At 69.1% G+C, this 25,700-nt stretch carries 28 protein-coding genes; 18 read left to right on the top strand and 10 right to left on the bottom strand.

Going from position 1 to position 25,700, the window contains the following annotated elements:
- Position 1 precedes the first annotated feature (1 nt).
- The 5 genes from H9634_RS02680 to H9634_RS02660 all read left to right on the top strand — a co-directional run bounded on the left by H9634_RS02680 (position 2) and on the right by H9634_RS02660 (position 5,813).
- Positions 2 to 1,819, top strand: a complete 1,818-nt coding sequence (locus H9634_RS02680; RefSeq protein ID WP_191725260.1) for a CocE/NonD family hydrolase — start codon at positions 2 to 4, stop codon at positions 1,817 to 1,819.
- A gap of 32 nt (positions 1,820 to 1,851) precedes the next feature.
- Positions 1,852 to 2,202: a metal-sensitive transcriptional regulator gene (locus H9634_RS02675; protein ID WP_191725259.1), complete on the top strand. Its 351-nt coding sequence runs from the start codon at positions 1,852 to 1,854 to the stop codon at positions 2,200 to 2,202.
- A gap of 14 nt (positions 2,203 to 2,216) precedes the next feature.
- Positions 2,217 to 2,429: a heavy-metal-associated domain-containing protein gene (locus H9634_RS02670; protein ID WP_165883973.1), complete on the top strand. Its 213-nt coding sequence runs from the start codon at positions 2,217 to 2,219 to the stop codon at positions 2,427 to 2,429.
- Positions 2,429 to 4,639, top strand: coding sequence for a heavy metal translocating P-type ATPase (locus tag H9634_RS02665; protein WP_191725258.1), 2,211 nt, complete (start codon positions 2,429 to 2,431; stop codon positions 4,637 to 4,639). Before H9634_RS02670 ends, H9634_RS02665 begins: the two co-directional genes overlap by 1 nt.
- Positions 4,640 to 4,727: 88 nt before the next feature.
- Positions 4,728 to 5,813 (top strand): Fic family protein, encoded by a 1,086-nt coding sequence (locus tag H9634_RS02660; protein ID WP_191725257.1) that lies wholly within the window; start codon positions 4,728 to 4,730, stop codon positions 5,811 to 5,813.
- Between the two features lie 128 nt (positions 5,814 to 5,941).
- Here H9634_RS02660 and H9634_RS02655 read toward each other — a convergent pair whose 3' ends face one another.
- Positions 5,942 to 6,217 (bottom strand): DUF3021 family protein, encoded by a 276-nt coding sequence (locus H9634_RS02655; protein ID WP_165883975.1) that lies wholly within the window; start codon positions 6,215 to 6,217, stop codon positions 5,942 to 5,944.
- A 68-nt stretch (positions 6,218 to 6,285) separates the two neighbouring features.
- Between H9634_RS02655 and H9634_RS02650 the strand changes: the two genes are divergently transcribed.
- The 4 genes from H9634_RS02650 (at position 6,286) to H9634_RS14975 (ending at position 9,674) form a co-directional block, all read left to right on the top strand.
- A complete protein-coding gene (locus tag H9634_RS02650; RefSeq protein ID WP_191725256.1) occupies positions 6,286 to 6,900 on the top strand; it encodes a hypothetical protein in 615 nt (204 codons plus the stop codon).
- 101 nt (positions 6,901 to 7,001) lie between these two features.
- The gene (locus H9634_RS02645; RefSeq protein ID WP_175293573.1) at positions 7,002 to 7,916 is read left to right on the top strand and encodes a response regulator transcription factor; all 915 of its coding nucleotides are present in this window, start codon (positions 7,002 to 7,004) and stop codon (positions 7,914 to 7,916) included.
- An 8-nt stretch (positions 7,917 to 7,924) separates the two neighbouring features.
- Positions 7,925 to 9,214, top strand: coding sequence for a sensor histidine kinase (locus H9634_RS02640; protein WP_191725255.1), 1,290 nt, complete (start codon positions 7,925 to 7,927; stop codon positions 9,212 to 9,214).
- Entirely contained in the window at positions 9,111 to 9,674 is a 564-nt protein-coding gene (locus tag H9634_RS14975) for a GNAT family N-acetyltransferase (protein ID WP_404801664.1), read from the top strand. Before H9634_RS02640 ends, H9634_RS14975 begins: the two co-directional genes overlap by 104 nt.
- Here H9634_RS14975 and H9634_RS14835 read toward each other — a convergent pair.
- The 5 genes from H9634_RS14835 to H9634_RS02610 all read right to left on the bottom strand — a co-directional run bounded on the left by H9634_RS14835 (position 9,663) and on the right by H9634_RS02610 (position 16,606).
- Positions 9,663 to 11,144 (bottom strand): HNH endonuclease, encoded by a 1,482-nt coding sequence (locus H9634_RS14835; RefSeq protein ID WP_191725253.1) that lies wholly within the window; start codon positions 11,142 to 11,144, stop codon positions 9,663 to 9,665. The genes H9634_RS14975 and H9634_RS14835 overlap by 12 nt on opposite strands.
- Positions 11,145 to 11,453: 309 nt before the next feature.
- The gene (gene erm, locus H9634_RS02625) at positions 11,454 to 12,335 is read right to left on the bottom strand and encodes a 23S ribosomal RNA methyltransferase Erm (protein ID WP_191725252.1); all 882 of its coding nucleotides are present in this window, start codon (positions 12,333 to 12,335) and stop codon (positions 11,454 to 11,456) included.
- A 158-nt stretch (positions 12,336 to 12,493) separates the two neighbouring features.
- Positions 12,494 to 15,268 carry a trehalose-phosphatase gene (gene otsB, locus H9634_RS02620; protein WP_191725251.1) on the bottom strand — a complete coding sequence of 925 codons (2,775 nt, stop codon included), beginning with the start codon at positions 15,266 to 15,268 and terminating at the stop codon, positions 12,494 to 12,496.
- Between the two features lie 120 nt (positions 15,269 to 15,388).
- Positions 15,389 to 15,796, bottom strand: a complete 408-nt coding sequence (locus H9634_RS02615) for an acyl-CoA thioesterase (RefSeq protein ID WP_191725504.1) — start codon at positions 15,794 to 15,796, stop codon at positions 15,389 to 15,391.
- 132 nt (positions 15,797 to 15,928) lie between these two features.
- Positions 15,929 to 16,606 carry a hypothetical protein gene (locus H9634_RS02610; protein ID WP_191725250.1) on the bottom strand — a complete coding sequence of 226 codons (678 nt, stop codon included), beginning with the start codon at positions 16,604 to 16,606 and terminating at the stop codon, positions 15,929 to 15,931.
- 100 nt (positions 16,607 to 16,706) lie between these two features.
- Here H9634_RS02610 and H9634_RS02605 point away from each other — a divergent pair, with 100 nt between their 5' ends.
- From H9634_RS02605 to H9634_RS02580, 6 genes are read left to right on the top strand one after another with little or no spacing between them, the layout of a single operon-like run.
- Positions 16,707 to 16,898: a FeoB-associated Cys-rich membrane protein gene (locus H9634_RS02605; protein ID WP_146004383.1), complete on the top strand. Its 192-nt coding sequence runs from the start codon at positions 16,707 to 16,709 to the stop codon at positions 16,896 to 16,898.
- A gap of 55 nt (positions 16,899 to 16,953) precedes the next feature.
- Complete coding sequence (locus H9634_RS02600; protein WP_102162467.1) at positions 16,954 to 17,517, top strand: ArsR/SmtB family transcription factor; 564 nt, start codon at positions 16,954 to 16,956, stop codon at positions 17,515 to 17,517.
- A gap of 17 nt (positions 17,518 to 17,534) precedes the next feature.
- Positions 17,535 to 18,647 carry a serine hydrolase domain-containing protein gene (locus H9634_RS02595; RefSeq protein ID WP_191725249.1) on the top strand — a complete coding sequence of 371 codons (1,113 nt, stop codon included), beginning with the start codon at positions 17,535 to 17,537 and terminating at the stop codon, positions 18,645 to 18,647.
- On the top strand, positions 18,644 to 19,099 hold the full coding sequence (locus tag H9634_RS02590; protein ID WP_191725248.1) for a hypothetical protein: 456 nt from the start codon (positions 18,644 to 18,646) through the stop codon (positions 19,097 to 19,099). The genes H9634_RS02595 and H9634_RS02590 overlap by 4 nt, the downstream gene beginning before the upstream one ends.
- Positions 19,100 to 19,134: 35 nt before the next feature.
- Entirely contained in the window at positions 19,135 to 19,368 is a 234-nt protein-coding gene (locus H9634_RS02585) for a hypothetical protein (RefSeq protein ID WP_191725247.1), read from the top strand.
- Positions 19,369 to 19,384: 16 nt separating this feature from the next.
- A complete protein-coding gene (locus tag H9634_RS02580; protein ID WP_191725246.1) occupies positions 19,385 to 19,579 on the top strand; it encodes a hypothetical protein in 195 nt (64 codons plus the stop codon).
- A 4-nt stretch (positions 19,580 to 19,583) separates the two neighbouring features.
- Here H9634_RS02580 and H9634_RS02575 read toward each other — a convergent pair whose 3' ends face one another.
- Genes H9634_RS02575 through H9634_RS02565 form a run of 3 tightly spaced genes read right to left on the bottom strand, consistent with a single transcriptional unit; the run spans position 19,584 to position 21,729 of the window.
- Positions 19,584 to 20,003: a QcrA and Rieske domain-containing protein gene (locus H9634_RS02575; RefSeq protein WP_225210520.1), complete on the bottom strand. Its 420-nt coding sequence runs from the start codon at positions 20,001 to 20,003 to the stop codon at positions 19,584 to 19,586.
- Positions 20,000 to 20,650: a DUF421 domain-containing protein gene (locus tag H9634_RS02570; RefSeq protein WP_191725245.1), complete on the bottom strand. Its 651-nt coding sequence runs from the start codon at positions 20,648 to 20,650 to the stop codon at positions 20,000 to 20,002. Before H9634_RS02570 ends, H9634_RS02575 begins: the two co-directional genes overlap by 4 nt.
- On the bottom strand, positions 20,647 to 21,729 hold the full coding sequence (locus tag H9634_RS02565; RefSeq protein WP_191725244.1) for a phosphotransferase: 1,083 nt from the start codon (positions 21,727 to 21,729) through the stop codon (positions 20,647 to 20,649). Before H9634_RS02565 ends, H9634_RS02570 begins: the two co-directional genes overlap by 4 nt.
- Before the next feature lie 70 nt (positions 21,730 to 21,799).
- Here H9634_RS02565 and H9634_RS02560 point away from each other — a divergent pair, with 70 nt between their 5' ends.
- Complete coding sequence (locus tag H9634_RS02560; protein WP_225210519.1) at positions 21,800 to 23,089, top strand: aspartate aminotransferase family protein; 1,290 nt, start codon at positions 21,800 to 21,802, stop codon at positions 23,087 to 23,089.
- A gap of 34 nt (positions 23,090 to 23,123) precedes the next feature.
- On the opposite strand, the gene H9634_RS02555 is transcribed toward H9634_RS02560, so the two are convergent.
- Positions 23,124 to 24,533: an aminotransferase-like domain-containing protein gene (locus tag H9634_RS02555; protein ID WP_191725243.1), complete on the bottom strand. Its 1,410-nt coding sequence runs from the start codon at positions 24,531 to 24,533 to the stop codon at positions 23,124 to 23,126.
- 28 nt (positions 24,534 to 24,561) lie between these two features.
- Between H9634_RS02555 and H9634_RS02550 the strand changes: the two genes are divergently transcribed.
- Together H9634_RS02550 and H9634_RS02545 are read left to right on the top strand one after the other, a co-directional pair.
- Positions 24,562 to 25,512, top strand: a complete 951-nt coding sequence (locus tag H9634_RS02550; RefSeq protein ID WP_225210518.1) for a DMT family transporter — start codon at positions 24,562 to 24,564, stop codon at positions 25,510 to 25,512.
- On the top strand, positions 25,509 to 25,700 hold the full coding sequence (locus H9634_RS02545) for a hypothetical protein (RefSeq protein WP_191725242.1): 192 nt from the start codon (positions 25,509 to 25,511) through the stop codon (positions 25,698 to 25,700). Before H9634_RS02550 ends, H9634_RS02545 begins: the two co-directional genes overlap by 4 nt.

The following is a 25,700-nucleotide window of genomic DNA, read 5'->3' as shown; positions in this document are numbered from 1 at the left end:
TATGCAGATGCTGTCCGATGTCATGGTCCCCATGCCCGACGGAGTCCGGCTGGCCACCGATGTGTGGCTGCCCGACACCGCCGGCCCGCACCCGATCGTCATGGAGCGCACGCCGTACGGCAAGACGCTGCAGTCGCGTTCGGAGGTCGATGCCAGCGGCCGGGAGATCAGCCGCGCTGAGATGGCCGCGCACTTCACCGCCCACGGCATCGGCGTCGTCTTCCAGGACTGCCGGGGCCGGCACGGCTCCGAAGGTGTGTTCACGAAGTACGTCAATGAGGCCGAGGACGGGGCTGCGACGATGGCGTGGCTACTCGCCCAACCGTGGTGCAATGGCCGCGTCGGCACGATGGGCCTGTCCTATGCCGCCCACACCCAGCTCGCGCTCGCCTGCCTCAACCCGCCTGGGCTGCAGACGATGGTCCTCGACTCCGGCGGGTTCGCCAACGCCTACCGGTGCGGGATCCGGCAGGGCGGGGCGTTCGAACTCAAGCAGGCGACGTGGGCCTACCGGCAGGCGCGCCTGGCGCGCGGCCGCTCCGGTGCGCTCACCGCCTCCGAGGCGGACGACCTGCGGGCATGGTTCGCTCGCATGCCCTGGGCTCGGGGGGATTCGCCGCTTTCCGACCACCCCGAATACGAGGAGTACCTCTTCGAGCAGTGGGAGCACGGGACCTTCGATGAGCACTGGGACCAGCCCGGTCTGTGCGCCGAGACCCGGTATGAGGCGATCCCGGACATCCCGATGCTGTGGATGTCGAGCTGGTACGACGTCTACGCACCCTCGACGGTGCAGAACTTCGCCGCCATGAGCGGTGGCGGCAGGACCGCGCCGCAGCGGCTCATCATGGGCCCGTGGCTGCACGGCGACCGCACGATCCCGCATGCCGGGGATGCCGATTTCGGTCAAGAGGCCGTGTTCGACGGCAGCATCGCCAGCTCCTGGCTCGACTGCCGCATCGACTGGTTCGCCGAGCACCTGCTCGAAACCGGTACCGCCGGGAAGACGCGGGCGGACATCTTCGTCATGGGCGCCGGCACCGGTGCGCGCACCTCTGATGGCCGCATCGATGCCGGTGGCACCTGGCAGACCTTCCCCAGCTGGCCGGTGCCCGAAGCACGGGAACTCAGCCTCCGCCTCGGGGCCGGCGGCACCCTCACCACCGCTGGCGAACCGCAGGACGGCGAGGCGAGCGCTCCGGTGCTCGTGGCCGACCCGGCCCGCCCGGTGCCCACGATCGGCGGCGCGCTCACGAGCGGGCAGCCGATTTTCTTCGGCGGGGTCTTCGACCAGCGCGAGCAGGCCGGTTTCTTCGGCTCCGACGGTTCGGGTCGTTCGCTGGCCGACCGCGAGGATGTGCTCACCTTCCGCACGGCACCGCTGGAGGAGGATCTCACGCTCATCGGCCCGGTGCGGCTGCGGGTGTGGGTGCGCAGCGACGGACCGGACTGCGATATCGCCGCCACCCTCATCGATGAGCATCCGCCGAGTGCGGACTGGCCGGAGGGGTTTGCGCTCAATCTGTGCCACGGCATCACCCGGGTGCGCTACCGCGAGTCCTTCACCTACCCGCGACTGCTGGAGGACGGCGAGATCGCCGAGGTGACCGTCGAGGTGTTCCCGACTGCGGCATTGCTGCGTGCCGGTCACCGGCTGCGCCTCGACCTGGCCGGCAGCCGGTTCCCCCACTTCGACGTCAACCCCAACACCGGCGCGGCCGAGGGCGTGCCGGGCCCGGGGCGGGTGGCGCACACGGAGATCTTCACCGACGATGCCAGGCCCTCGCAGCTGGAGATCTCGGTCCTGCCCACCCCTTGAAGATATACCCCTGCAGGGTATACAGTGGCGGCATGACAGAGACGCACCCAGACCCCGCGACCACCGCCTCGGGAACGGAGACCGCACCGGCGCCCGCCGGCCCTCCGGGCTACCTGGAGGACAAGCAGGCCTTCCGCAACCGGGTCAAGCGCATCGAAGGACAGGTGCGCGGGATCGGCCGGATGATCGAAGAGGACACCTACTGCATCGACATCCTCACGCAGATCTCGGCGGCCACCGCCGCACTGCACTCGGTGTCGGTCGAGCTGCTGCGCGAGCACATGGGCCACTGCGTCGTCTCTGCTGCCCAGGAGTCCCCGGAGGCGGCGGCCGCCAAGGTCGATGAGGCCACTGCCGCCATCCGCCGGCTCATCAAGAGCTGAGAAGGGAGAACCCCATGCACACCACCACCATCACCGTTTCCGGCATGACCTGCGAGCACTGCGAGCGCGCCGTGAAGGAGGAGCTCAGCGAGCTCGACGGCGTCCGCAGTGTCGAGGTCGACCTCGTCGCCGGCGGCGACTCGACCGTGCGCATCGAATCCGATGCCGAGCTCTCCGCAGTCGCCATCGAAGCCGCCGTCGATGAGGCCGGATACGAGGTCCGCTGATGAGCGCCGGCCCCGAAGCGGATCGCGCCCATCCTGCCGAGCAGTCGCGCAGCGTCGATCTCGACATCACCGGGATGACGTGCGCGTCGTGTTCGGCGCGGATCGAGAAGAAGCTCAACCGCCTCGACGGCGTCGAGGCGACCGTCAACCTGCCGCTCAACTCCGCGCGCGTGAGCGCCGGGCCGGGGGTGACCGATGAGCAGCTGACCGCTGCTGTTGAGAAGGCCGGCTATTCGGCGACCGTGCGCGCGCCCATGGCCCCAGGCCGCGGGCCCGAGGTCGTCGACTACGACCTCAGGCACCTGCGCCCCCGGCTCATCGGCTCAGCGATCCTCGGCCTGCCCGTCGTCGTCATCTCGATGGGCATGGGGCTGGGAATCCCCGGCTGGCAGTGGCTCGTCGCAGCTCTCAGCCTGCCGGTCGTCACCTGGGGCGCGTGGCCGTTCTACACTGCCGCCTACAAGGCCGCCCGCGGCCGGTCGACGACGATGGACACGCTGGTCAGCGTCGGTGTCATCATCGCCACCGTCGTCTCCCTCACCGCACTCGCCCGGGCGGCGGCGGCCGGGCACCTGTGGCACATCCCGCACAACTACCACGTCTGGTTCGAAGCCGCCGTGGCGATCATCGTCTTCCTGCTCACCGGCCGCCTCATCGAGGAACGCGCCAAGGGCCGGGCGACCGAGGCGCTGCGCGAACTGCTGAGCCTCGGAGCCACCGAGGTGCGCGTCATCCGCGACGACGGTGAGGTCGAGGTGCCGATCGAGAACCTCGCCGCCGGCGAGGTGTTCCGCGTCCGCCCTGGTGAGAAAGTCGCCACCGACGGTGAGGTCGTCAGCGGGCATTCGGCGGTCGATGAGTCGATGCTCACCGGCGAGTCCGTGCCCGTCGAGGTCGGCCCCGGTGACACCGTCACCGGCGCGACGATCAACACCTCCGGGTCGCTGACCGTGCGCGCCACCCGCGTCGGCGCCGAGACGACGCTGGCGCAGATGGCCGAGCTCGTCACCCGCGCCCAGACCGGCAAACCGCCGGTCCAAAGGCTGGCCGACCGCATCTCGGCAGTCTTCGTGCCGGTCGTCTTCGTCATCGCCGCAGCCACCCTGCTCATCTGGGGACTGGCGGCGGGCTCGTGGTCCGGCGGGCTCATCGCCGCCACGACCGTGCTCATCATCGCCTGCCCGTGCGCGCTCGGCCTGGCCACCCCGACAGCGGTCGCCGTGTCCTCCGGGCGCGGCTCCCAGCTCGGGATCCTGGTCTCCGGGCCCGAGGTGATGGAATCGACCCGGCGCCTCGACACCATCGTGCTCGACAAGACCGGCACGGTCACCGAAGGCCGCATGCAGGTGACCGAATCCCGGCTGTCCGACGACGACCTCGCGATCGCAGCGGCAGTCGAGGGACATTCGGAGCACCCGATCGCACAGGCCGTGGCAGCCGCAGTGCCAGCCGAACAGAGGGGTGCAGTTGAGATCAGCGACTTCGCCAACATCCCCGGCGGCGGCGTGCGCGCCAACGCGAGCACCGCCTCGGGAACGGCGCACGAGGTGCTCATCGGCCGCCCGGACCTGCTCCGCGAACACGGCATCGACGTGCCGGCAGAGGCGGTGCCGGATCTGCCGGCCACGATCGTGGCCGTCGGCATCGACGGCCGGTTCGCCGGCTGCATCGCCGTGGCCGACACGCTCAAGGAGTCCGCGGCCGCCGCGATCGGCGAGCTGCGCGAGCTCGGGCTCGAGCCGATCCTGCTGACCGGTGACAACGCCCCCGTCGCCGAGGCGGTCGCCGCCGAGGCCGGCATCGAGCGCGTGCACGCCGATGTCCGCCCGGACGGGAAGGTCGAGGTCATCACCGCGCTGCAGGGCGAGGGCCGATCGGTGGCGATGGTCGGCGACGGCGTCAACGACGCTGCGGCACTGACCCAGGCCGACATCGGCCTGGCGATGGGCTCGGGCACCGACACCGCGATCGCGGCCTCGGACATCACGCTCGTGCGCGATGACCTGGCCCAGATCCCGCAGGCGATCCGGCTCTCGCGCCGGACGCTGGCGATCATCCGCGGCAACCTGTTCTGGGCTTTCGCCTACAACACCGCAGCGATCCCGGTCGCAGCCCTCGGACTGCTCAACCCGATGATCGCCGGTGCCGCGATGGCCCTGAGCTCCGTGTTCGTCGTGCTCAACAGCCTGCGGCTGCTGCGGTTCCGGTGATATGGAAAACCGTTTGCAACGTTTCTGGGATAGTGAAAGATTTTGCCGAATTCTTTCAATATCGCAATCTCGCTCATAGACTCGGGGCATGGCCTGGAACCCTGAGATTCCGTATGACGAGCTGCCTTCGGTTCCGTCGGCAGACGTTCTCGAGACCCGACGGACGCTGAAATCTGCTATCGAGGCGCGGGCTGCGCTTGCTGGACTCGATCAGGCTTGCAAACGCATTCCGAACCCGGCAGTGCTCGTCAACTCCCTTCCCTACATCGAAGCACAGGCCAGCTCGGAGATTGAAAACATCGTGACGACGACCGATGAGCTCCTGCGCTTCTCCCAGGTCGCTGATGTCCGAGCCAGCCCTGCGACGAAAGAGGCGTACCGCTACAGCCGGGCGCTCTTCGACGGTGTCGAATGGATCCGCGATCGACCGGTTTCCGCCGCGCTTGCCGAGCAGATCTGCACGACGATCCACCAGAGACAGATGCCGGTCCGAACGCTGCCAGGCACCCGGATCGCCAATCCGCAGACTGAGGCCGTGATCTACTCGCCGCCTGAGGGATTCGAGCGCATCACCGCCCTGCTCGCTGACTGGGAGAGATTCGTCAACGAACCTGGCGACCTCGACCCGCTCATCGCGATGGCAGCCGCACACTACCAGTTCGAGGCGATTCACCCCTTTGCCGATGGGAATGGCCGAACCGGACGAATCCTCAACGTGTTGCTCGTCGTCGATGCCGGATTGCTGTCCCACCCAGTGCTGTATCTCTCGCCGTACATCATCGAGCACAAGGACGAGTACTATCGCTTGCTGCTGAACGTCACCACCGATCAGAACTGGGAGGAATGGATCCTCTTCGTTCTGGCCGGGGTGGAGGAAACAGCCTCAGCAACGCTACGCCTCGTCGAACGGATCCAGCAGCTGCAGAAGGACACCCTGGCCGTCATCAACGACGTGACCCCGGCAGGACCGCATGCGCGGTTCGCCGATGCACTGTTCGAGAACCCGTACTGCCGCATCGGCACCATCATGGAGGCTTGCTCTGTCTCACGTCCTACGGCGGCAAGCTGGCTCCGCGCTCTGGCGGAAGTCGGAGTCCTCGACGAAGAGCGCTCCGGCCGAGACGTCCTGTTTCGCAACACTTCGCTTCTCACGGCTCTCACCGGCGATATGTAAAACCACTTGCAACGTTTCTGGGATAGTGAAAGATTCTGCCGAATTCTTTAAACGTCCCAGGTCAGCGCATATGCAAAAGGCGCCCACCGCCTCGGGGCCGGTGGGCGCCTGATGTGTGCGCACACGCGCTACTTCAGAACCGGGAAGGACTTCTGGTCGCGGTCGTCCTTGCGGGTGCTGATCCAGTTGAGCAGCGCGGTCACGCCGAAGACGACGAGGAAGGTGATGACGGTGTAGAGGCCGACGAGGCCGATCGCCTTGAGGCTGGACCACGCGGCGGTGAAGAAGATCGTCGAGATGAGGACGATGCCGGCGGCGACGACACCGAACATGAATGAGTCCTTATAGCTCACGGTCGTGTTCGACGGGTATGCCGGGGAGTGGGAGTCCTGTTGATGGGCCATAGTGCCCACCATTCTACTCCGTACCGCTGCCGCGGGCGAGGCCGGGCGCAGCCTGGCACACTGGTGGTATGACAGGACGATCATCGACCAGCCCCGCAGACCGGATGCGCAGCCGCGGCGTGCGCGCAGCCGCGGTGCTGAGCGCAGGGATCTTCCTGCTCACCGGCTGCAGCCCCGACGACGGGCTGCGCATCGAGAGCCCCGAGGGCCAGCCGGTGCCCAGCGCCAGCCGGCCGTCGGAGAACCTGCCTGTCGACGAGCCGTTCTCCGCCGACGAGATCCGGGAGGCCGCCGTCGATGACGCCGCACTGGCCGCCGATGCCGCCCATGCCCAGGTGCTCGAGACCCTGCTGTACTGCACCGACTGCCTGACCCTGGGCGAACCGCTCATGGTCGGCGACACGAAGTACCAGATCGCCCAGGTGACCACCCCGCGCGACGAACAGCGATTCGCTGGTCTCGTGGTCGGGGATGACGACGGCCAGCCTGCGGTCAAGCTCGTCGTCTCGGGTACGGACCTGACGCTCACCCCCGGGCAGGGCGGCACGCTCGTGGCCCAGGAGTCGCTGTATCGCGATGGCGACAAGCGCTGCTGTCCCTCAGGCTGGTCGGTGCGCGTGTACCGGTATCATGACGGCCGGTTCGAGGCCGGGCAGCGGATCAGCCGCGACGGCGGGGAATGACTCATCCCCGCGGAAGAGCCGCAGTCGGGAGCGCGCCCCGTTAAGCTGTATGTCACACCCCTTCAGTACCGCGATTCATATGCAGCGAAACGAGGTCCCTCATGCATATCGTGCTGGTCGAAGACGATGAGGTCATCCGGGAGACCACACAGATCTCTCTGGAGCGCTTCGGCTACACCGTCAGCGCGTTCGAAGACGGCCGCGACGGCTACGAGTTCGTCGCCTCCCACGGCGCTGACGTGGTGCTGCTCGACCTCATGCTGCCGACGATGAACGGCGCGTCGATCTGCCGGGCGATCCGCGAGAAGTCGACCGTGCCGATCATCATCATCTCCGCCCGCTCTGAGCCGATCGATATCGTCCAGTCTCTTGAGGCCGGCGCCGATGACTACCTCATCAAGCCTTTCGACATGCAGGTCCTCAACGCCCGCATCCGCGCCGTGGTGCGCCGGTTCATCACCGCCGGCAACGAGCCGATGGGCTTCTCCCCCGACGAGATCGGCCCGCCGGCTGAGAAGGCCGGCAGCGATGTCGGCACGACCGTCGGCCTCGACGGGATTCCCGAGGTGCTCGGTCCCTCACCGGGACTGTCGAACCCGGGTTCGCACACCGCAGCTGCCGAATCCTCCCCCGCGTCCGTCACCGCACCTGCCGCCCCGGCCGCTGCCGCCGGGTCCCGCACCGGCCAGGCGACCCCCGCCTCGGGCACGGATGCCGCTGACCGCGGGCACTACCGCACGCGGCTGGGTTCGCTGGTGCTCGACAGCGCACGGCTGACCGTGCTCGTCGATGACAAAGAGGTGCATCTGACGCCGACCGAGCTGCGGGTGCTGCTCCTGCTGACCGAGGAGCCGGGGCATGTGTACTCGCGGGAGAAGATCGCCTACACCGTGTGGGGATACGAGTGGGCCGGTGATTCTCGGGTTGTGGATGTCCACATCCAGCGGCTGCGCAAGAAGATCGGCGCGCGGATGATCGAGACGGTGCGCGGCTTCGGCTACAGGTTCGCCGGGTAGGGGCGCGCGTGTCCCTCAGGTGGAAGATCGTCCTCCTCATCGTCGTCTCCGTCATCATCGCGGTGCTGTCCTGCGGTGTCATCGTGCGGCAGTCCGCGGCGGCTGCCGAGGACGACCGGATGCGCCAGCGGGTCTCCGACCAGCTCGAAGACGCGATCTCGATCTACTCCGACACCGGTGTGCTGACCCTCAACACCACCGTCGACGACCCCGAGCTTCCCGATGAGGCGCAGACTGCCGCCCGCAAGGGCGAAAGCGTCACGATCCGCTCGACGGTCGACTGGCAGGAGACGATGTGGGCGGCCGCACCGATCCAGGTCGGATCGCACACCGCGGTCATATCCGTGCGCAACTCGACGGAGGAGTCACAGAACCTGCTCAACGAGATCGACCGGGCGATCCTGCTCGGGATGATCGGCGCAGCCGTCGTCATCGGCGGCATCGGTTCGCTGGCTGCCGGGCAGATCTCCAGGCGCCTGACGCTCGGCGCGCAGGCGGCCCGCAAGATCGCCGGCGGGGACACCTCGGTGCGGATCTCGGACGTCATCGAGGCCGGTGACGATGAGGTCGCCGCGTTCGCCGAAGCTGCCGACACCGCCGTGTCACGGCTGGTCGAACGGCTGGATTCAGAACAGCGATTCACCGCTGACCTCGCACATGAGATGCGCACGCCGCTCACCGGTCTGGTGAATGCGGCGAACCTGCTGGAGGAGGATTCCCGTCCTGCTGAACTCGTCAAGGAGCGGGTGAGCCGGCTGCAGGTGCTCGTCGAGGACCTCCTGGAGGTCTCGCGCTTGGATGCGGGGCGGGCGACCCCGTCGATTGCGCCGATGAACGTCGACAACTCCATTCGCTCGCTCGTCTCGACGCTGCAGGGCTCCGGTGCTCTGACCGGCCAGGAGATCGAGGTGGTCTGCGATTCCGACGGGCGGACGGTGATGACCGATCAGCGGCGCTTCGAACGCATCATCTCCAACCTCATCGTCAACTCCGTGCGCCACGGCAAGGCGCCGATCGTGGTGCGGACGACCCAGAGCTCGGTCATCGTCAGCGATGCCGGATCCGGGTATCCGGCCGATATGCTCGCCTCGGGCCCGACCCGGTTCGTCTCCTCCGGCGGCGGCGGCATGGGCCTGGGACTCGTCATCGCCCAGGGCCAGGCGAAGCTGCTGGGCATGCACCTGCTGTTCCGCAATGCTCCAGACGGCGGGGCGGTCACCGAGGTGGTCTTCCCCGAGGCGCGGGTTGAGGAGGAGATCGTCAAAACCCATACCGGCGCGCTGCCCGAGGTGGGCTGAAGCGCCGGGCCCAAGGTGGGCGAAGCGCCGTGCCCGAGGTGGGTCGGGACGTCCCCGCGGGGACGTGTGCGCGGGGACGTGCGCGGGGCATCTCGCCTGGACGGCACAGAGGAGGCACCATGAGCATGACAGCAGATCGGGCCGACGAGGTGAGTCGATTGTGGGGATCGCGCATTTCCGCCGGTTAGCCCGCCCTTCGACGGGCTCGGTCGGGTTGTGGTTCGATGATCTCTTCACCGCTTGCGAGGCGCGCGGGCTCGGCGCCAGCAGCGCGCTCATCGACCGGATCCGCGCCGAAGCGCGCGCTCAGGGCTGCTCGGTCGTCTGGTGGATCACCGCCGAGGACATCTCAACCGCCCGGACGCTGTACGACCAGTTGGCCGTTCAGACGAACTGGGTCGCCTACGACGCGCAGCCTGAGGGCAGGCGTGGTGGGAGAGCGTCCTGGCTAGGCGGCTAAGCCGAGGTCATCCTGCGGTTTCTCCACGTCGAAGAGCCAGGAGACGCACTCGGCGAGATTGAAGCCGTAACCGCCGCCGAAGGTGCTGATGCGATCAGGGCCGTAGAGCTGCTCGAACGGGCAGGCCGTGAGATTCAGCGGCTCCGACATGACCTCGGAGACCTCGTCGAGGTCGTCGGGCGGGTGCTCCAGCGGCGTCCAGTCGATGGTGTCCTGCGTGTGTCCTGGGGGTGCCAGGAGCAGGTGGGTTTCGAACTTGCCGACATCCCGGCCGTCTGCGGTGAGGAAGACGAACCCGGTGCTTCCCTGCCGGGCTCCGGAGTGCGGTGCATCGGTGCGGTCGATGCGCAGGTGGTGTTCATGCACCGCGATGTGGTGGGAGCGGCACAGCAGGATGAGGTTGTCGAGGTCAGTCGGCCCTCCTTCCGACCAGGGCTGACGGTGGTGCGCCTCCAACCGGCGACGTCTGCCGCAGCCGGGGAACTGGCACAGTCCCAGGTCCCGAACGCTGAGGGCCAGGCGCTGCCGAGAGCTCGCCAGCCGCTTCGTCCGCCCGAGCACCAGCACGTCACCGAACCGGTCGAGTGCGGCACCGATGATCGCCGAGGTGCAGGCCAGCCGGGCTGACGACTCCGCAGAGATCGCCCCGTACCCGTCGACATAGCTCTTCTGCTCTGCCGCAGGCGTCCCCGCGGGGACGCCTCCGGGACCGTCGGGTACTGGCCGCGCCTGGGCCTGGGCCTGCGTCTGCACCTGCGCCTGTGCCTGGGCCTGCGCGAAGGTGTCGGGGGAGACGTGGACGACCATCGTCGCGCGGGCTGCATCGGTGCGCGAGCCGCTGGCTGCATCGACGCCGCAGCGCACGAGCTCCATCAGCGCCTCGGCTTGGGTGGGGAAGCCGTCGGCGTGGACGTTGCTGGGGTTCTCCGGCACCTCCGGTTCCCCGGCAGCGGCTGCTTCCGTGGCGGCTTCGGCCTGCTCGCGGACGAGTCGGTCATGGGCGGCGTTGACCGCAGCGAGGATCTCCGCGGCCTCGGTCTCGGGCACGTCGATGAGGATCCGTGCCCGCCCCTGCCCGTTCGGCAGGACGGTGAACCGGTCCTTGTCCCCGCTGATGAGCTCCTGCCGCTCGTCGTGCTTGACGAGCAGTGAGTACGTGCTCACCATCTTCGACAGCTGCTCGGCGGTGGCGAGGACGACGATCTCGGCCGCTGGCCTGCCGTCGATGCGATCGGCGACCCGGGTGATCGTCCGGACCTTCGAATACGAGACCCGTCCGACGGCGAACAGCGAGGCCACCTCGGGCAGCTTGCGCAGCGCGCGCATGACGCGCAGATATTCACGTGCGGTGTGCACTTGCACTTCGCACACGAATGACACCCAGTGCGCCAGGCTGCGGATGCCGATCCGCCTTCCCAGATGCGGCTGCGCTCGACCTCGTCGAGCAGCGCCAGCAGCGTGGCCTGACACTGCGAGACGTGCGCAATCGCCTGTTTGACGGCGAGCACGAGGGCATCCGGATCCTCACCGGCCACCCCCAGGGAGGGAAAGCCCTCGATCGTGCTCAGCCGTGCGCCGAGCTCATCGGCCCCGGTTGCGCTGCCGGTCACGGTATCGGTCTCGTCCGTCTCGGTCATATCCGTCATCGCCATCACGATCCCCTGTCACCGGGCGGTCACCCGCCCATTCGATACGTACATCCACGCTAGACTCCGGCACTGACGTCGTGCGCTGACCTGGGGCGATGATGGCGAGCGGGGAACCCGCCGGCCAGTCAGATCAGCGGCGGCCACCACCTCGGGAACGGCCACCTCGAGAACGGCCACCTCGAGAACGGTCGCCTCGGGAACCGATGCCGCCACGCGGTGACCAGCCGCAGCCAGCGACCAGCGCGTAAAGCGCAGCCCACTGCTCGGCCGACAGGTCCTTGGGCAGGGTGCTCGCGCCGAGGCCCTCGCGAGCCAGCCAGCCCTTGACCGCCTGACGGGCGCGCTGCCCGACGATCCGGCTGAGGATCTCCGGCAGCCCGCGCCCGCGGCCGGTGAACACCGCATGGACGAACCCGCGGTAGGCCCGCCGGTCGCTTTCGGCGAGCAGGGGCGCAGCGCGCCGGGTCATCCGCAGCATCCCGCCGTCGACGCTCGGCATCGGCCGGAAGGCACTGCGCGGCACCCGGCCGAGCAGCGTGAAATCGATCCACGGCCACCACTGGGCAGTCATCATCGAGGCACCGCCCACTCCTGCCCGGCGCCGGGCGACCTCCCACTGCACGAGCAGCACCGCCTCCTGCCAGTGCGGGATCGGCAGTATGTGGCGCAGCATCGCCGTCGTCAGGTGGTACGGCAGATTGCCGACGATGACGCATCTGCCAGCCGGCAGATGCCAGCGCAGGAAGTCGGCGGTGACGATCTCGACCGACGGCCCGCCGCTGGGTGCGGTGAGCTCGCGGCGCAGCGCGGCGGCGTTGCGCGGGTCGATCTCCACGGCAGTGAGAGGCCGGCCGAGCGCGGCGAGCCGGTGGGTCAGGGCGCCGCGCCCGGGCCCGATCTCGATGATCGGTCCGCGGGATTCGGCGACGGCGCCGATGAGGGTGGTGATGGTGTGTGAGTCGATGAGGTAGTTCTGGCCGTGCTCATGACGGCCGCCACGATACGTGGGCATGATGTGGGACGCTCCGAAGAAGTCTGGCGTCCGGGCAGCTCAATGTCTCCGCCCGGCTGGTCACAGCGGAGCGGCGAAACCTGGGAATGGGGAATTCGAAGAAGGGTCCGCCGCTCAGAAGCGGAGACGGCCCCAAACGATAGCCTCAGTTGCTGACATCATGATGACACTGATGATACCGGTCCCGAGGCGGTGGTGTCGATGTCGACCTCGTCGAGGCCGTCGTCGTCGAGTTCGGCATCGGAGGCCACATCGAGCAGCTCGTCGAGCTGCTGGGCAACACGGATGTAGCCCAGGTGCGAGTACGCTTGCGGGTGGTTGCCCAGGTGCTGTTCGGCGATCGGCTCGTACTCCTCGGGGAACAGGCCGGTGGGCCCCATGAGGTTGTCGAGCCGCCGGAACAGGTCGCGGGCATCGGCGATCCGCCCGACCTTGATGAAGGCCTCGATGAGCCAGGTGGTGCAGATGTGGAAGCCGCCCTCGAGCCCGGGCAGCCCGTCATCGTAGTAGTAGCGGAACACCGTCGGCCCGACCCGCAGGTCGCGTTCGATCGCGTCGACGGTGGCGATGAACCGCTCATCGTCAGCCGGCAGCAGGCCGGAGAGCCCGACGAACAGGCAGGCCGCGTCGAGGTCGTCCTCGCCGTAGGCCACCGTGTAGGCGCCGACCTTCTCGTTCCAGCCACGGGTGATGACGTCCTCGGCGATGGTTTCGCGCAGCCGCCGCCACGCCCCGGGCATCGTGCGGCCGAACCGCTCGGCGATCCGGATCGCGCGGTCGACGGTCACCCAGCACATCACCTTCGTGTATACGTTGTGCTTCGGGGCCCGCCGGGCCTCCCAGATGCCGTGGTCGGGTTCGTGCCAGCGGCGGTCAACGGCGGTGACCATATCGCAGGTGAGCTTCCAGTTCTCCTCCGACAGCGTGCCGACGGCAGCGGTGAAGTCGTCGAGCAGCTCGGTGACCGGGCCGAACACGTCGAGCTGCACCTGATGCTCAGCGGCGTTGCCGACCCGCACCGGCCGGGAGCCGGCATAGCCGGGCAGATGCTCCAGCACCGCCTCGGTCGTGAGGGCTGAGCCGTCGACGGCGTAGAGGGGATGCAGCTGCTCTGGCCCGACCGTCATCTCCAGGATCCCGGCCAGCCATGCCAGGAAGCCCTCCGCCTCGGCGGTGGAGCCCAGGCTCAGCAGGGTGCGCACGGTCATCGAGCCGTCGCGCAGCCAGCAGTAGCGGTAGTCCCAGTTGCGGATGCCGCCGATCCCCTCAGGCAGGGAGGACGTCGCGGCGGCGAGCACGCCGCCGGTGGGCACGTGGCACAGGGCGCGCAGGGTGATCGCCGAGCGGGTGACCTCGTCGGTCTTGAGTTCGGGCAGGGTGAGGCCGGTGACCCAGTTGCGCCAGTAGCCGGCCGCGCGCCGGCGCACGAAGGACTCTCCGCCGGCGAGCAGGTAGTCGGTGTCGGCGAACGACCCGCCGCACACGAGCACGAGCACGAGCTTGGCGCGCTCCGGCGTGGTCGGCACGACGCGGGCGACGGCGGTGTCGGAGCCGTCTTCGCTGATGATGTCGAAGTCGACGCCGGGAGCGTGGAGCATCACCGGCTCCGAGGTGCCGAGCACCCGCACACCGTCGCCGACCTTCTCCAGACGGATCGGGTACGAGCCGAAGTCCGGGCGCGGGGCGAACCGGATCTCGGCCTCGGCGTCGCCGGTGAGCACGCGCACGAGCACAGTGTCGAGGCTGTCCTCGGGCACCGGGGCGAGGTAGTCGCGGGCGGTGAGCCCGGCCCACCGGGTCTCGACGATGGTGGTGTCGCGCTGGTAGCGCTGGGTCAGCGACTTCTGCTTGCGTTCGGCCGCGCCCGAGGCGGTGGCTGGGGCGACCGAGTAGTAACCGGCGGCTGGTGAGCCGAGGATCTCGGAGAACAGGGAGGCGGAGTGGGGCAGCGGGTGCGGCATCCAGCAGATCCGGCCGCCGGGGTCGATGAGCGCGGTCGACTGCCCGTTGGCGAGCATCGAGTGCCGTTCGATCGGCACGGCGGTCTGGCCGAACAGCCAGGAGCGGCGCAGCTCGAAGATGCTCGAGAGCACGAGCGAGACGGTATCGGGGTCGGCGAGCTGGAAGCTCGCGGCGGTGTCGACACACGGCCGGCCGGAGACGGCCGTGCGGCAGTCGAGCGGGGCGACTGTGATGCCCAGGTCGGTGCTCGTCAGGGTCTCCAGGGCGCGCTCATCGGAGGTGTCGTCGCCGATGTAGACGACCGCGGCCGCCCCGAGGCGTTCGCGCAGCCCGTCGAGCGCCTCGCCCTTGGTGGATTCGACGACGGTGAGGTCGGCGACCTCCTTGCCGCGGACGACGGACACGGCGACGTGCCGGGCCATCTGCGCGATGCCAGCTTCGACGACGGCGCGGGCATCGGTATCGAGGCCGCGCAGGTGCACAGCCACCCCGGTCGGTTTGAGCTCGAACTGCGCCTCGGGCACCATCCGCGCCAGGGAGGCCACCGACTGCTGCAGATCCTTCAGCGCTGCGGTGGCCTCAGCGTCGAGGGCGTCGATCGCGTCGATGTCGGTCTCGGAGCCGTGGGAGCCGACGAGGTGGACCTCGCGCGGCAGCCGCGACATCGCTGCGAGGTCGCGCAGGGACCGGCCGGAGATGACGGCAGCGTTGGTGTCGGGCAGGGCGGCGAGCGCACGCATGCTGATGAGGCTGATGGGCAGCGGGTAGGCGTGGGTGGGCTTCTCGACGATCGGGGCGATGGTGCCGTCGTAGTCGGTGGCGATGAGCAGCTTGGGAGTCCGGGCCAGTCGGACGATCTCTGCGAACAGCTCGGCATCGAGGGTGCGGGCGGCCTCGGCGAGGTCGCCGAGCGGCCCCGAGGTGGGGGCTGCGGGATCCCAGGAGTCGAGCAGGTCGAGAGATGCGGTCATGGTGTCCTCGTGGTGCAGGTGGTGCAGGGGCGCCCGGCGGGCAAAGCGCATTCAGTGTAGTGGCTTGCCCGGCGGCAGGCGAACGCCCGCCTGCCGCCGGTGGCTCAGCGCCTCGATGCCTCAGCGCCTGCCGAGCATATGGTCGGGGAACCGGTCGCGTTCGTAGGTGACGGCATCGTAGCCGTGTTCGACGGGGTTGCCGTCCTCGTCGAGGCCGACGAAGACGATCTTGTCGATCGAGAGGATGATCTCGCCGGTGATGATGTTGCGGACCTTGCAGCGCATCGTCAGCGAGGTGCGCCCGAACTTCACCGCCACCAGGCCGATCTCGATGATGTCGCCCTGGGTGGCGGAGGCGAGGAAGTTGATCTCGGAGATGAACTTCGTCACGATCCGCTTGTTGCCCAGCTGGATCATCGCGTAGACGACGGCCTCGTCGTCGATCCAACGCAGCAGCGAACCGCCGAACAGGGTGCCGTTGGCGTTGAGATCCTCGGGCCGCACCCATTTGCGGGTGTGGAAGTTCATCGCCGGGCGGCCGGCCTCGTCGCGGGCGGTCGATTCGTCGGTGCCGATCTGCGGTCTCAGGTCTTCACTCATACCCCAAGTCTAGGCAGGTCAGGTCCCGCATCTGCGGGTGGCCGCGCCCGAGGCGGTGGTTCAGTCGGTGCGCGCCTCACCTGGGCCGTCGGCCGCTGGATCTTCGGCTGACTTGCGGGCCAGGGAGCGCCGGGAGTAGCCGCCGAGCATGTAGAGCACCCCGGAGGCGAGCATGCCGGCGCCGGTGAAGCCGATGACGGTCAGTGCCCCCATGTCGTCGCCGAAGGCGATGATGACGCCGACGAGTGCGTGGATGCCGCCGACGATGAGGAAGTCCGAGGAGCTCGGCAGGCTGCGCACGAGCGACCACAGCCACAGCTCACAGGCCGCGTGCAGCAGCGCCCACACTGCGACGGCGGCGCGCAGCTGGCCGGGCTGTTCGGCGAGGAACAGGAAGATGATCGCCGGGATGACGATGACCGCCTCACCGAGCACCGGCGTGCGGGCGGAGGTGGTGACGGCGCGGGCGAAGCCGAGGATGAGCAGGCCCTGGACGATGAGGTAGCCGATGAGCAGGTAGTCGGCGGTGTCGACGCGCAGGGCGAGCTGGGCAGGACCGCCGATCTGCTCGCGGGGGAAGAAGACGGTGACGATGCCGAAGAGGAACGCTGCTGCGCCGCGGGCGAACATCCACGTGCCGCGGGCGGACTGCCCGGCGCGGATCTCGGCGGGGCTCTGCGTTGCTTCCGTGCTGGCCGTCTCGTCGGGCTCGGGGGTTCCTGCGGGGGTATCAGACATCACCGCACAAGTGTAGCCGCCTGCGCTCGAGGCGCAGATGTGGCCAGGTGTTCATCTCGTGCCGGTATCGGCCCCAGCCCGGTCGGCCTAGTCTGGCGGCATGACTCGCCGTCCGTCTTTTGTCCCGAACCCTGTGTGGTCGATCGTGCTCATCATCGTCGGTGCGCTGCTCCTGGCCGGGCTGCTGAATGTGCGCGGGATGCCGCTGTGGACGCAGTTCGCCACCATCGGCATCCTCATCATCGTCGCCGCTGTCGTGTGGTGGGTGTGGCGCCGCAGCACCCGCCGCTGAACCACCCGAAACTCTGGACTTTTGATAATTCCGTATTTCTTGTATAACTGTGGGTATGGACGATCCCACGCTTGATGAGCGGCTGCGCGCCCTCGAGGACCGCATCGCCGCCCTCGAAGCCCAGCAGGCCAGCGAGGAAGAGGCGACCACCGCCTCGGGCGCGGTGACCGCAGACGTACCTCAGGGCACACGCACACCGCAGGATTCTGCGAACGCTGACCCGATGTGGGCGCTGAAGGGACTGCAGGAGCAGGCCGGCGCCGGTGGCGGGATCGTCTTCGCCGGGGACCTGCCGCAGACGGCTGCCGGTCCCGTGTCGTGGCAGTACGGCCGGCCGGCCGCCCATTTCGACAGCCTCGACTTCACCACCGCTGCCGGCAGTCTCGACGCGCTCGGGCACCCGGTGCGGCTGGGACTGCTGCAGGAGATCCACCGCGGCACCACCTCGGTCGCGGGGCTGTCCGAACTCGGCGTCTTCGGCTCGACCGGGCAGATCTACCACCACCTGCAGCAGCTGGCGAGCGCCGGCTGGCTCGAATCACCCCACCGCGGGCAGTGGCGGATCCCCGCCCACCGACTCGTGCCCGTCCTCACGATCATCCTCGCCGCCCTCGGCTGAGCAGCAACGGAGGCCCCATGGCTCACTCGACCACCCCCTCTCCCCCGTGTCGCCGCTGGCTGTGGCCGGCGGCAGCAGCGCTGGCGACCGCGCTCGTGCTCACGGCGTTCTCACCGCTGTTCCCGCGCCTCGGGGCCGCGACCGGTGATGCGGCCCTCGGCCAGGACGTCATCGACGCGCTCGGCTCCCACAACCGCCACCATGTCGCGATCGCGCAGCTGAACGCGGGCGATCCCGAGCCGCGCTTCGCCGGTTTCGGTGCCGATGAGCACACTGAGTTCGAGATCGGCTCGGTGACGAAGACCTTCACCGGCGTGCTGCTCGCCCAGGCGATCGAGAAGGGTGAGGTGGCACCCGAGACGACACTCGGGGAGCTGTTCGACTCCGCAGCCGGAGCGGCAACCGAGGTCACGCTCATGCAGCTGTCGACACACACCTCGGGGCTGCCGCGGCTCGAACCCGGCGGGCTGCTCGACTCACTCGTGAGCCGGGTGCTGCACACCGACCCCTACCGCAAGTCCGAGTCCGAGCTGCTGGCCGGGCTGCGGGACATCGACACCCCGACCCCGGTCGACCCGGAGGCCGGCGATGCCTCCTACTCGAACTACGGGGTCGCGCTGCTCGGCATCGCCCTCGCCGAGGCCGCCGGCACTGACTACGCGACGCTTCTTGAGGAGCGGATCTTCGATCCGCTCGGCATGGATGACACCTATCTGCCCGTCACCCGCGACGGCTTAGCCGACGACGCGCCGCACGGATACGCGGCAGGCGGCGTGCCCGCCTCGGCGTGGACGCTCAACGGCAGCGCCCCGGCCGGCGGCATCCGGTCAACGGCTGCCGATATGGCCCGCTACGTGCAGGCGGTCATGGGCACGGATCTGGCCGGCAGCGAACTGGCCACCACCCGGCAGGCGCTGCTGGAGGAGGACCGCGAGATCGGCTTCGGCTGGATGATGCGCCTGCCCGAGGGCAGCGAACCCCACGTCACCTACCACAACGGCGGCACCGGCGGATACAGCGCGATCGTCGGCTACACGCCCGAGGGCGATGGGCTCATCGTCCTCTCCGACACCACCCGCGACGTCGACGACGCGCTCAGCACGCTCATCGGCGGGAAGGACGCATCATGAACCCGATCGCCGTCGTCTTCTTCCTCGTCCTCATCGTCGCCTACGCCGGTTCGGCCCTGTGGCGGGTGCTCCAGGCGCGCCGGGCAGTCTCCCGGGCGGTCTCCCAGACAGGGGCAGCAACCGGGCCCGAGGCGGTGGGCGCCTTAGTGCCGGAAGCTCCCGCGGTGCCGGTGTCGCGGGTCGGCCTCGTCGTCGGTATCATCGCTGCGGTCACCGTGTTCATCATGCAGTGGCTGCTCATCAGCATGCCGGTCTGGGCGCTCATCGTCTGGGTTCCAGCGGCGCTGGTCGTCGTGGTCGCCGCGTTCGAGGCCGCGCGCATCGGCCCGCAGCTGCCGTGGCTCAGGCCCGGCCACCGGCGTTCTGACATCGGCTCAGCCGTGACCGAAGTGACGTTCACGCTGCTCGTCATCGCTGCCGTGGTCGCCTCGGTCGTCATGGCCCAGCGCTGAAACCCCACCGTCACCACACAGCAAGGGAGTCGTCCATGCCCGCACCGCAGCAGAAACCGCAGAAGCAGTTCCCGTTCGTCGCGTTTGCCATCGGCGAGGGCATCGGCATCGTGCTCGGGATCGTCATCGCAGAGCTCATGGGCGCGGATCTCGTGGCCGGGGCCATCATCGGGATGATCGCAGGTGCCGTCATCGGCCTGGCAATCGGCTGGCTGGTCCACCGTGCGAGGAAACCGGCCTCCGCCAGCGAGGATTTCCTGTCGCCGTAGAACGAAGGAGTGCGCTATGTCAGCCCCGCAGAAGAAGAAGTGCTCTTCCTCCCTCGCGATCGCCGTCAACGCGGTCGTCGGCCTGGTCTTCGGCCTCATCATCGCGCTGGTCATCATGGATCTCAGCATCCCGCTCGGCATCGCCTTCGCGCTGCCGCTGAGCGCGGCGATCGCCCTCGCCACCGCCTCGAAGACCCGCGGTTCGTACTAGTCGATCAGGCGTCTCCGGTCATGCTGATCGTCAGCTCGTCACCGGACTGCTCGATCTGCGCGGCGGCTAAGCCGGTTTCGGCCGGCCCGGAGAGCGGCTCGCCGGTCTTCGGATCGAACCGGGAGCTGTGGCACGGGCAGATGATCTCCTCTTCGGTCACCGTCTGCACCAAGCAGCCCTGGTGCGGGCAGATCGCGTTGAAGGCGTGGAAATCGCCCTCCGTCGGCTGGGCGACGACATAGCGGTCGTCGACGACGACACCTGAGCCGACCGGCACCTCGGCGGCGGCCACTGTCGAGGGCTCGACGACATCGTCGTCGGTGCCCGAGCAGCCTGACAGCGCTGCGGTGCCGCCGATGCTGGCGGCTCCTCCGGCCAGGGCTGACAGCTGCACCATGCGCCTGCGGCTCATCTCGTTGCTCATGCGTTTCCTTCTCCTGTCGTGCTCTCCCCCTGTGGGGTGACGGTGTCCTCGACGACGAGGCGGCTGCGCCCGCCGGGGCTCGTCCAGTTCCCGCGCAGCTCGTTGGCCTCGTCCACTCCCTGCATCATCGTCCGGTCGACCGGGGTGCCGACGGGGATGACGCTGAGCGCTCCGCTCGGCTCCAGGATGACACATTGGGCATCCTGCAGCCGGCCCAGCCCTGCCTTGCGGATGGCGATCTGCACGTCATCGGGGCTGACGTGCACGCGCCGCATGACCCGGGTGAGCATCGCGCCGTGGGCGACGACGAGGATCGGCTGGTTGTTCAGCGCCCGGTGCATCGGCAGCAGACCGCGCAGCGACCCGAACAGCGCCTCCAGGCACATGAGCGTCACCAGCCCGATCGCCCCGGCTGCCACCGTCGGCGGGTGGCCGATGATGACACGGCCGGCGACCGCACCGATCATGATGACGACCACGGCGTCGAAGCTCGTGATGCCGGAGAGGATGCGGGCGCCGAAGATCCGCAGCAGGATGACGAAGACGAAGTAGATGAGGATCGCAGAGGCGATGACGATCGGGATCCGCCACAGCTCGATGCCCAGCGTCTCGACCAGCGCTGCCCGCCAGCCGTCCGGTGGCGTCATGAGAGCACCTCGCGCAGCACCGGCCAGGTGCGCTTCATCCGCTCCCGTCCGTAGGCTGCGCGATGGTCATCGGGCCGGGCGGTCAGGGTCCGGGAGGTCCAGATGCAGGCGTTGAGGCACAGCCGCGTGAAGGCGGCATGCTCGATGAGGCCCAGTTCCGTGTCGCTGAGCTCCGCGGGCGTGCCGGCGGCAGCATCCTGATAGGCGGCCACGGTTTCGCGCAGGGCTGCCAGCGGCCGTTCGGTGCCGAGCATCGTGTACGCCGCGGCGATCGCCAGCTCCGCCACACGCGGGGCGGTCCGGGCATCGCCGAAGTCGATGATCCCGGTGATCTGCTCATCGGCCACGAGCAGGTTGAAGTCGTTGAGGTCCTGGTGGACGACCTGCTCCTCCAGACCGGCCAGCTGTGGGACGATCTCGGTCTCGAAGCGCTGAGCGGCCGCCCGGGCGAGCGCAAGGTCGCCCGACAGCTTTCCGCTGACCTCGGCTGGGACCTGTCCGGCGGCTTCGAGGCTGCCGATGCGCTGGCAGGCGAAAAGCACGTTGGCACCGGTCGTCTCGAACGACCAGGGGTGCTGCATCGGGCCCGGTTCCCCGCCCATCTCCGCCAGCGCGTTGACCAACGCGGCTGCCGTGCGGCCGACCTGGGCGGGATAGTCCTCAGGCAGGTGGGCACCGGCGGCGACCCGGCCGGGCAGGTACTCCTGGATGCGCACAAGTGCCGGCTGCGTCCCCGCGGGGACGTCGACGGCGGCGACGAACGAGCGGTGCCGCTCGCCTGCATCGGCGACCACCGCCTCGGGAACGGTGGAATCCCGGGCCGGAACCTGGCCGGCGACCGGCAGGCCGGCCCGGGCGGCGGTCTCCTGCACGCGGGTGATCCAGTCGATGTGGCCGGGCCCCATCGTGCGGGTGGGGTATTCGGCCTTGAGCACGTAGTCGCGGCCGGCGGCGCGCAGGCGCACGTTGATGGCGATCTCGCCGGGCAGGAAGTCGCCGACCTCGGCGTCGAGGCCGAAGTGCGTGCGGCAGATCTCGGTGAGCTCCGCGGCGGTGAGCGTGTGCAGCGGCCGTTTCATACGTTCAGGGTATCGGGTTGGGCGCGAGGAATCTGTACCGTCCGGGCCGCGGATGTGGGACGCTGGGGCCATGGCGCAGATGCACATGGCCAACGCCTTCGATCCCGAATCCGCTCCCGAGGTGCCGGCTCGCACTGCTGAGCTGCTCACCCGCCGCGAGGCGGTGCTCTCGGCCAGCTACCGGCTGTTCTACCGCGAGCCGGTCGAGGTCGTGCGCGCCGAGGGCGCGTGGCTGTACGACTCGGCCGGCCGGCCCCACCTGGACATGTACAACAACGTCCCGGCGATCGGGCACTCGCATCCGGCCGTGACCGAGGCGGTGACCCGGCAGCTGGGTCGGCTGAACACGCACACCCGCTATCTCACCGAGGGGATCCTCGACTACTCCGAGGCCCTCCTGGAGACCTTCCCAGCCGCACTCGACCAGGTCACCTATGCCTGCTCCGGGTCCGAGGCGGTGGACCTGGCGGTACGGATGGCCCGGTTCGCCACCGGACGGGAGGGGATCATCATCTCCGCCCACGCCTACCACGGCACGACCGCGTTGGCGGCGAGCCTGTCGCCGAGTCTCGGGGTGAACAATTCCGTCGCCGAGGCGGTGGCGACTGTCGACATGCGTCCGGGAATGGACGTGGAGACGCTGGCCGCTAAGGTGCGGTCGGCGGCTGTCGACCTTGAGGCGCGCGGGCACGGGGTGGCTGCGGTGATCTTCGATTCGATCTTCTCCTCCGATGGAGTGCTGCCGGATCCGGTCGGCGGCTTAGCCGCTGCCGCCGATGTCGCGCGGGCCTTCGGCGGGTGCGTCATCGCCGATGAGGTGCAGCCCGGTTTCGGGCGCACCGGCACGATGTGGGGATTCTCCCGGCACGGAGTCGAGCCGGATCTCGTGGTGCTCGGTAAGCCGATGGGCAATGGGATGCCGATCTCGGCGGTCGTCAGCCGGCGGGAGATCTCCGATGCGTTCGGCGCGAGTGTGCGCTACTTCAACACCTTCGGTGGGTCCCCGGTGTGCATCGCCGCAGCTCAGGGGGTCCTCGATGTCATCACCGCCTCGCTGCTGCCCCGGCACGCCGAGCAGCTCGGGCAGGTGCTCGCCGACGGCTTAGCCGTTCGTGCCGGGCACACCGCCCTGCTCCAGGATGTGCGGGCGGCTGGCCTGTTCGTCGGTGTCGACACGCCGGGTGCGGACACGGCGGCGGCCATCGTCAACGGGCTGCGGGAGCGCCGGGTGCTCATCTCCGCCTCGGGGCCGGGCGCCGATGTGCTCAAGATCCGCCCGCCGCTGGTCTTCGATGAGGCCGAGGCCGAGGTGTTCTTCGCAGCCCTCGACGACACACTCGAGGACCTCGAGCCGAGCTGAGACGTCCTCGCGGGGACGTCACCGCGGGGACGTCTCAGCTGTGTTGGGCGTGCAGATGCCCGGCGACGACGGCGAGCGCGGACGCGTAGCGGTGGGGTTCGGGTCCGGCGAAGCTCATCCGCAGATAGGGGCCGGCCGGTTCGGCCGGGAACCACGCGTCACCGCCGGCGATGAGCACGCCGTCGCGCTGGCAGTCGGCCTCCAGCCGGGCGAGATCTGTTCCGTCCGGCATCCGCACCCACAGGTGCAGCCCGCCCTGCGGCACCGCCTCGACCACCGCCTCGGGAAGGTGCGTGCGGATCGCATCGAGCAGCGCATCCCGGCGCGCGGCGAGCGCCGGGCGCAGGTCGCGCAGGTGGCTCCGCCAGCCGGAATGGGTGACGACGTCGAGTGCGGCCCTTTGCAGGATCGCCGAGGTGTACATCGACTCGGCCTGCACATCGGCCAGGATGCGCTCGCGGGCAGGCCCGCGAGCGATGACCGCGGCGACCCGCAGGGCCGGGGAGACGGATTTCGTCAGCGACCGGATGCACACGACGTGTCCGGTGTCATCCCCGGTGATGAGCGGGTGGGCTTCAGCCCCGATGCCGAAGTCATGCGCCCAGTCGTCCTCGATGAGGAACACCCCGTGCTCCCGGGCCAGGGCGAGAACCTGCTGCTTCTTCTCCACCGTCCACTGCGCGCCCGTCGGGTTGGCGAAGTCCGGCTGCAGGTACATCGCACGCGCACCGGAGGTGATCAGCGCCCGTTCGATGTCCGCGACTTCGGGGCCGGCCGGGCCGCTGGGCACCGGGGCGATCGTCAGCCCCGACTGCCCGGCGGCATTGATCGCACCCCAGTAGGTCGGTGACTCCATCACGATCGTCCCGCCGACTCCGGCCAGTGCGCGGAACACGGCGTTGAGGCCGCTCTGGCTGCCGGGGACGACGATGACATCACTAGGCTGCGGCGGCACGGTCGCAGCCGGGGTGAGCTCGGCGAGCTCGGCTGCGAACCAGGCGCGCAGCTCCGGGTCCCCGGCCGAGGGTGAGCGCATGGTCGCCGCGGCGCTGCGGGCGGCACGGGTGAGGGCTGCGCGCACGAGGCGCTCAGGCAGCAGATCCGGTGCCGGATAGCCGGCATGCAGGGCTGCGGCATCAGCGTGCGTCTCATCGAGCGCCCGCGGGGGTGTCGGCCGCAGCAGGCGCGGGCCCAGGGCGGCCGTCTGCCAGCTCAGGTCGCTGGCGCGTGCGGTGCGCACGCCGCGCACGAAGGTGCCGACGCCGGGCCGGGTCTCGACGAGACCCTCACGTGCCAGGGAGCGGATCGCCTTGTTCACCGTCAGGGCGCTCGCGCCGTGCTCGGCGACAAGCGACCGGGATGACGGTAGCCGCGCCCCGGGTGCGGCGCCTGCGATCCAGGTGCGCAGCTCCTCCGCGATCCGCCCTGTGCTATCGTTAGTCATGATATACAACAGTAGCGCTACTGCGACGATGCAGCAACCGATATCCACCCGCGAGCACCACCCGGCCGCATGGTCCGGACTGGCCTGGGGCTCGCTCGGAGTGCTGGCGTTCTCCTTCACGGTCCCGCTCACCCGCATCGCCGTCGGCGAGGGCGTCCCCGCCCTCATCGCCGGAGCCGGCCGGTCGGTCATCGCCGCCGCGATCGCCGGCATCGTCTTACTCATCGTCCGTCCGCGCCTGCCCCGCGGCCGGCAGTGGCTGCAGCTCGGCGTGGTGGCGATCGGAATCGTGCTCGGCTTCCCGCTGCTGACCTCCCTGGCACTGACCACCACCCCGGCCAGCCACGGTGCCGTCGTCATCGCTGTGCTCCCGGCGGCCACCGCGGTCGCCAGCGTGCTGCGCACCGGCGAGCGCCCACCGGTGCTCTTCTGGGTCCTCGCTGGCCTCGGCGCTGTCGCCGCGCTCGGCTTCGCCGCCGTCCACGGCGGCTCGCTTGGATCCCTGGCATGGCCTGACCTGCTGCTCCTCGGGGCAGTCGTGACCGCAGCCCTCGGCTATGCCGAAGGCGGGATCCTCTCCCGCGACCTCGGCTCCTGGCAGGTCGTGTCCTGGGCACTCGTCATCAGCGCCCCGGTCACCCTCGCCATCACCGCGCTCACCCTGTCCGAACCCGCCGTGCGCAACCAGCTCACCAATGTCAGCCTCACTGGCTGGGCAGCCTTCGCCTACCTGTGCGCGGTGAGCATGTACCTCGGTTTCTTCGCCTGGTACCGCGGCCTGGCGATCGGGCCGATGACGACGGTGAGCCAGGTGCAGCTCATCCAACCGGTCATCTCACTGATCTGGGCGGCCCTCCTGCTCGGCGAGCACATCTCGCTTCTCACCGTGCTCGGCGGCCTCATCGTCATCGCCTGCACGGCTGCGACCGTGCGCATGCGCTTGAAACCGGTCCAGATCAAGACCAGGAGGCGGCCATGATCCTCGGCCTCCTCGCCGGTGAGGCACTGCTCGTCCTCGCTCTCGCCCCGGCCGTCGGCTACTACTTCGCCCTCGGGCGCTTCAGCTGCCCGGCCCGCGAACGCCTGGCGCTCAGTGAAATGACCGCAGTCGCGATTGCTGCGACGGTCCGCCGCGGATTCGACCGCAGCGCACGTCACCGGGGCTGA

The sequence above is a fragment of the Brevibacterium gallinarum genome, assembly GCF_014836885.1.
Lineage (GTDB): Bacteria > Actinomycetota > Actinomycetes > Actinomycetales > Brevibacteriaceae > Brevibacterium > Brevibacterium gallinarum.
Note: the sequence above shows the minus strand (reverse complement) of the source record. Positions and strands in the feature narration are given on the sequence as shown.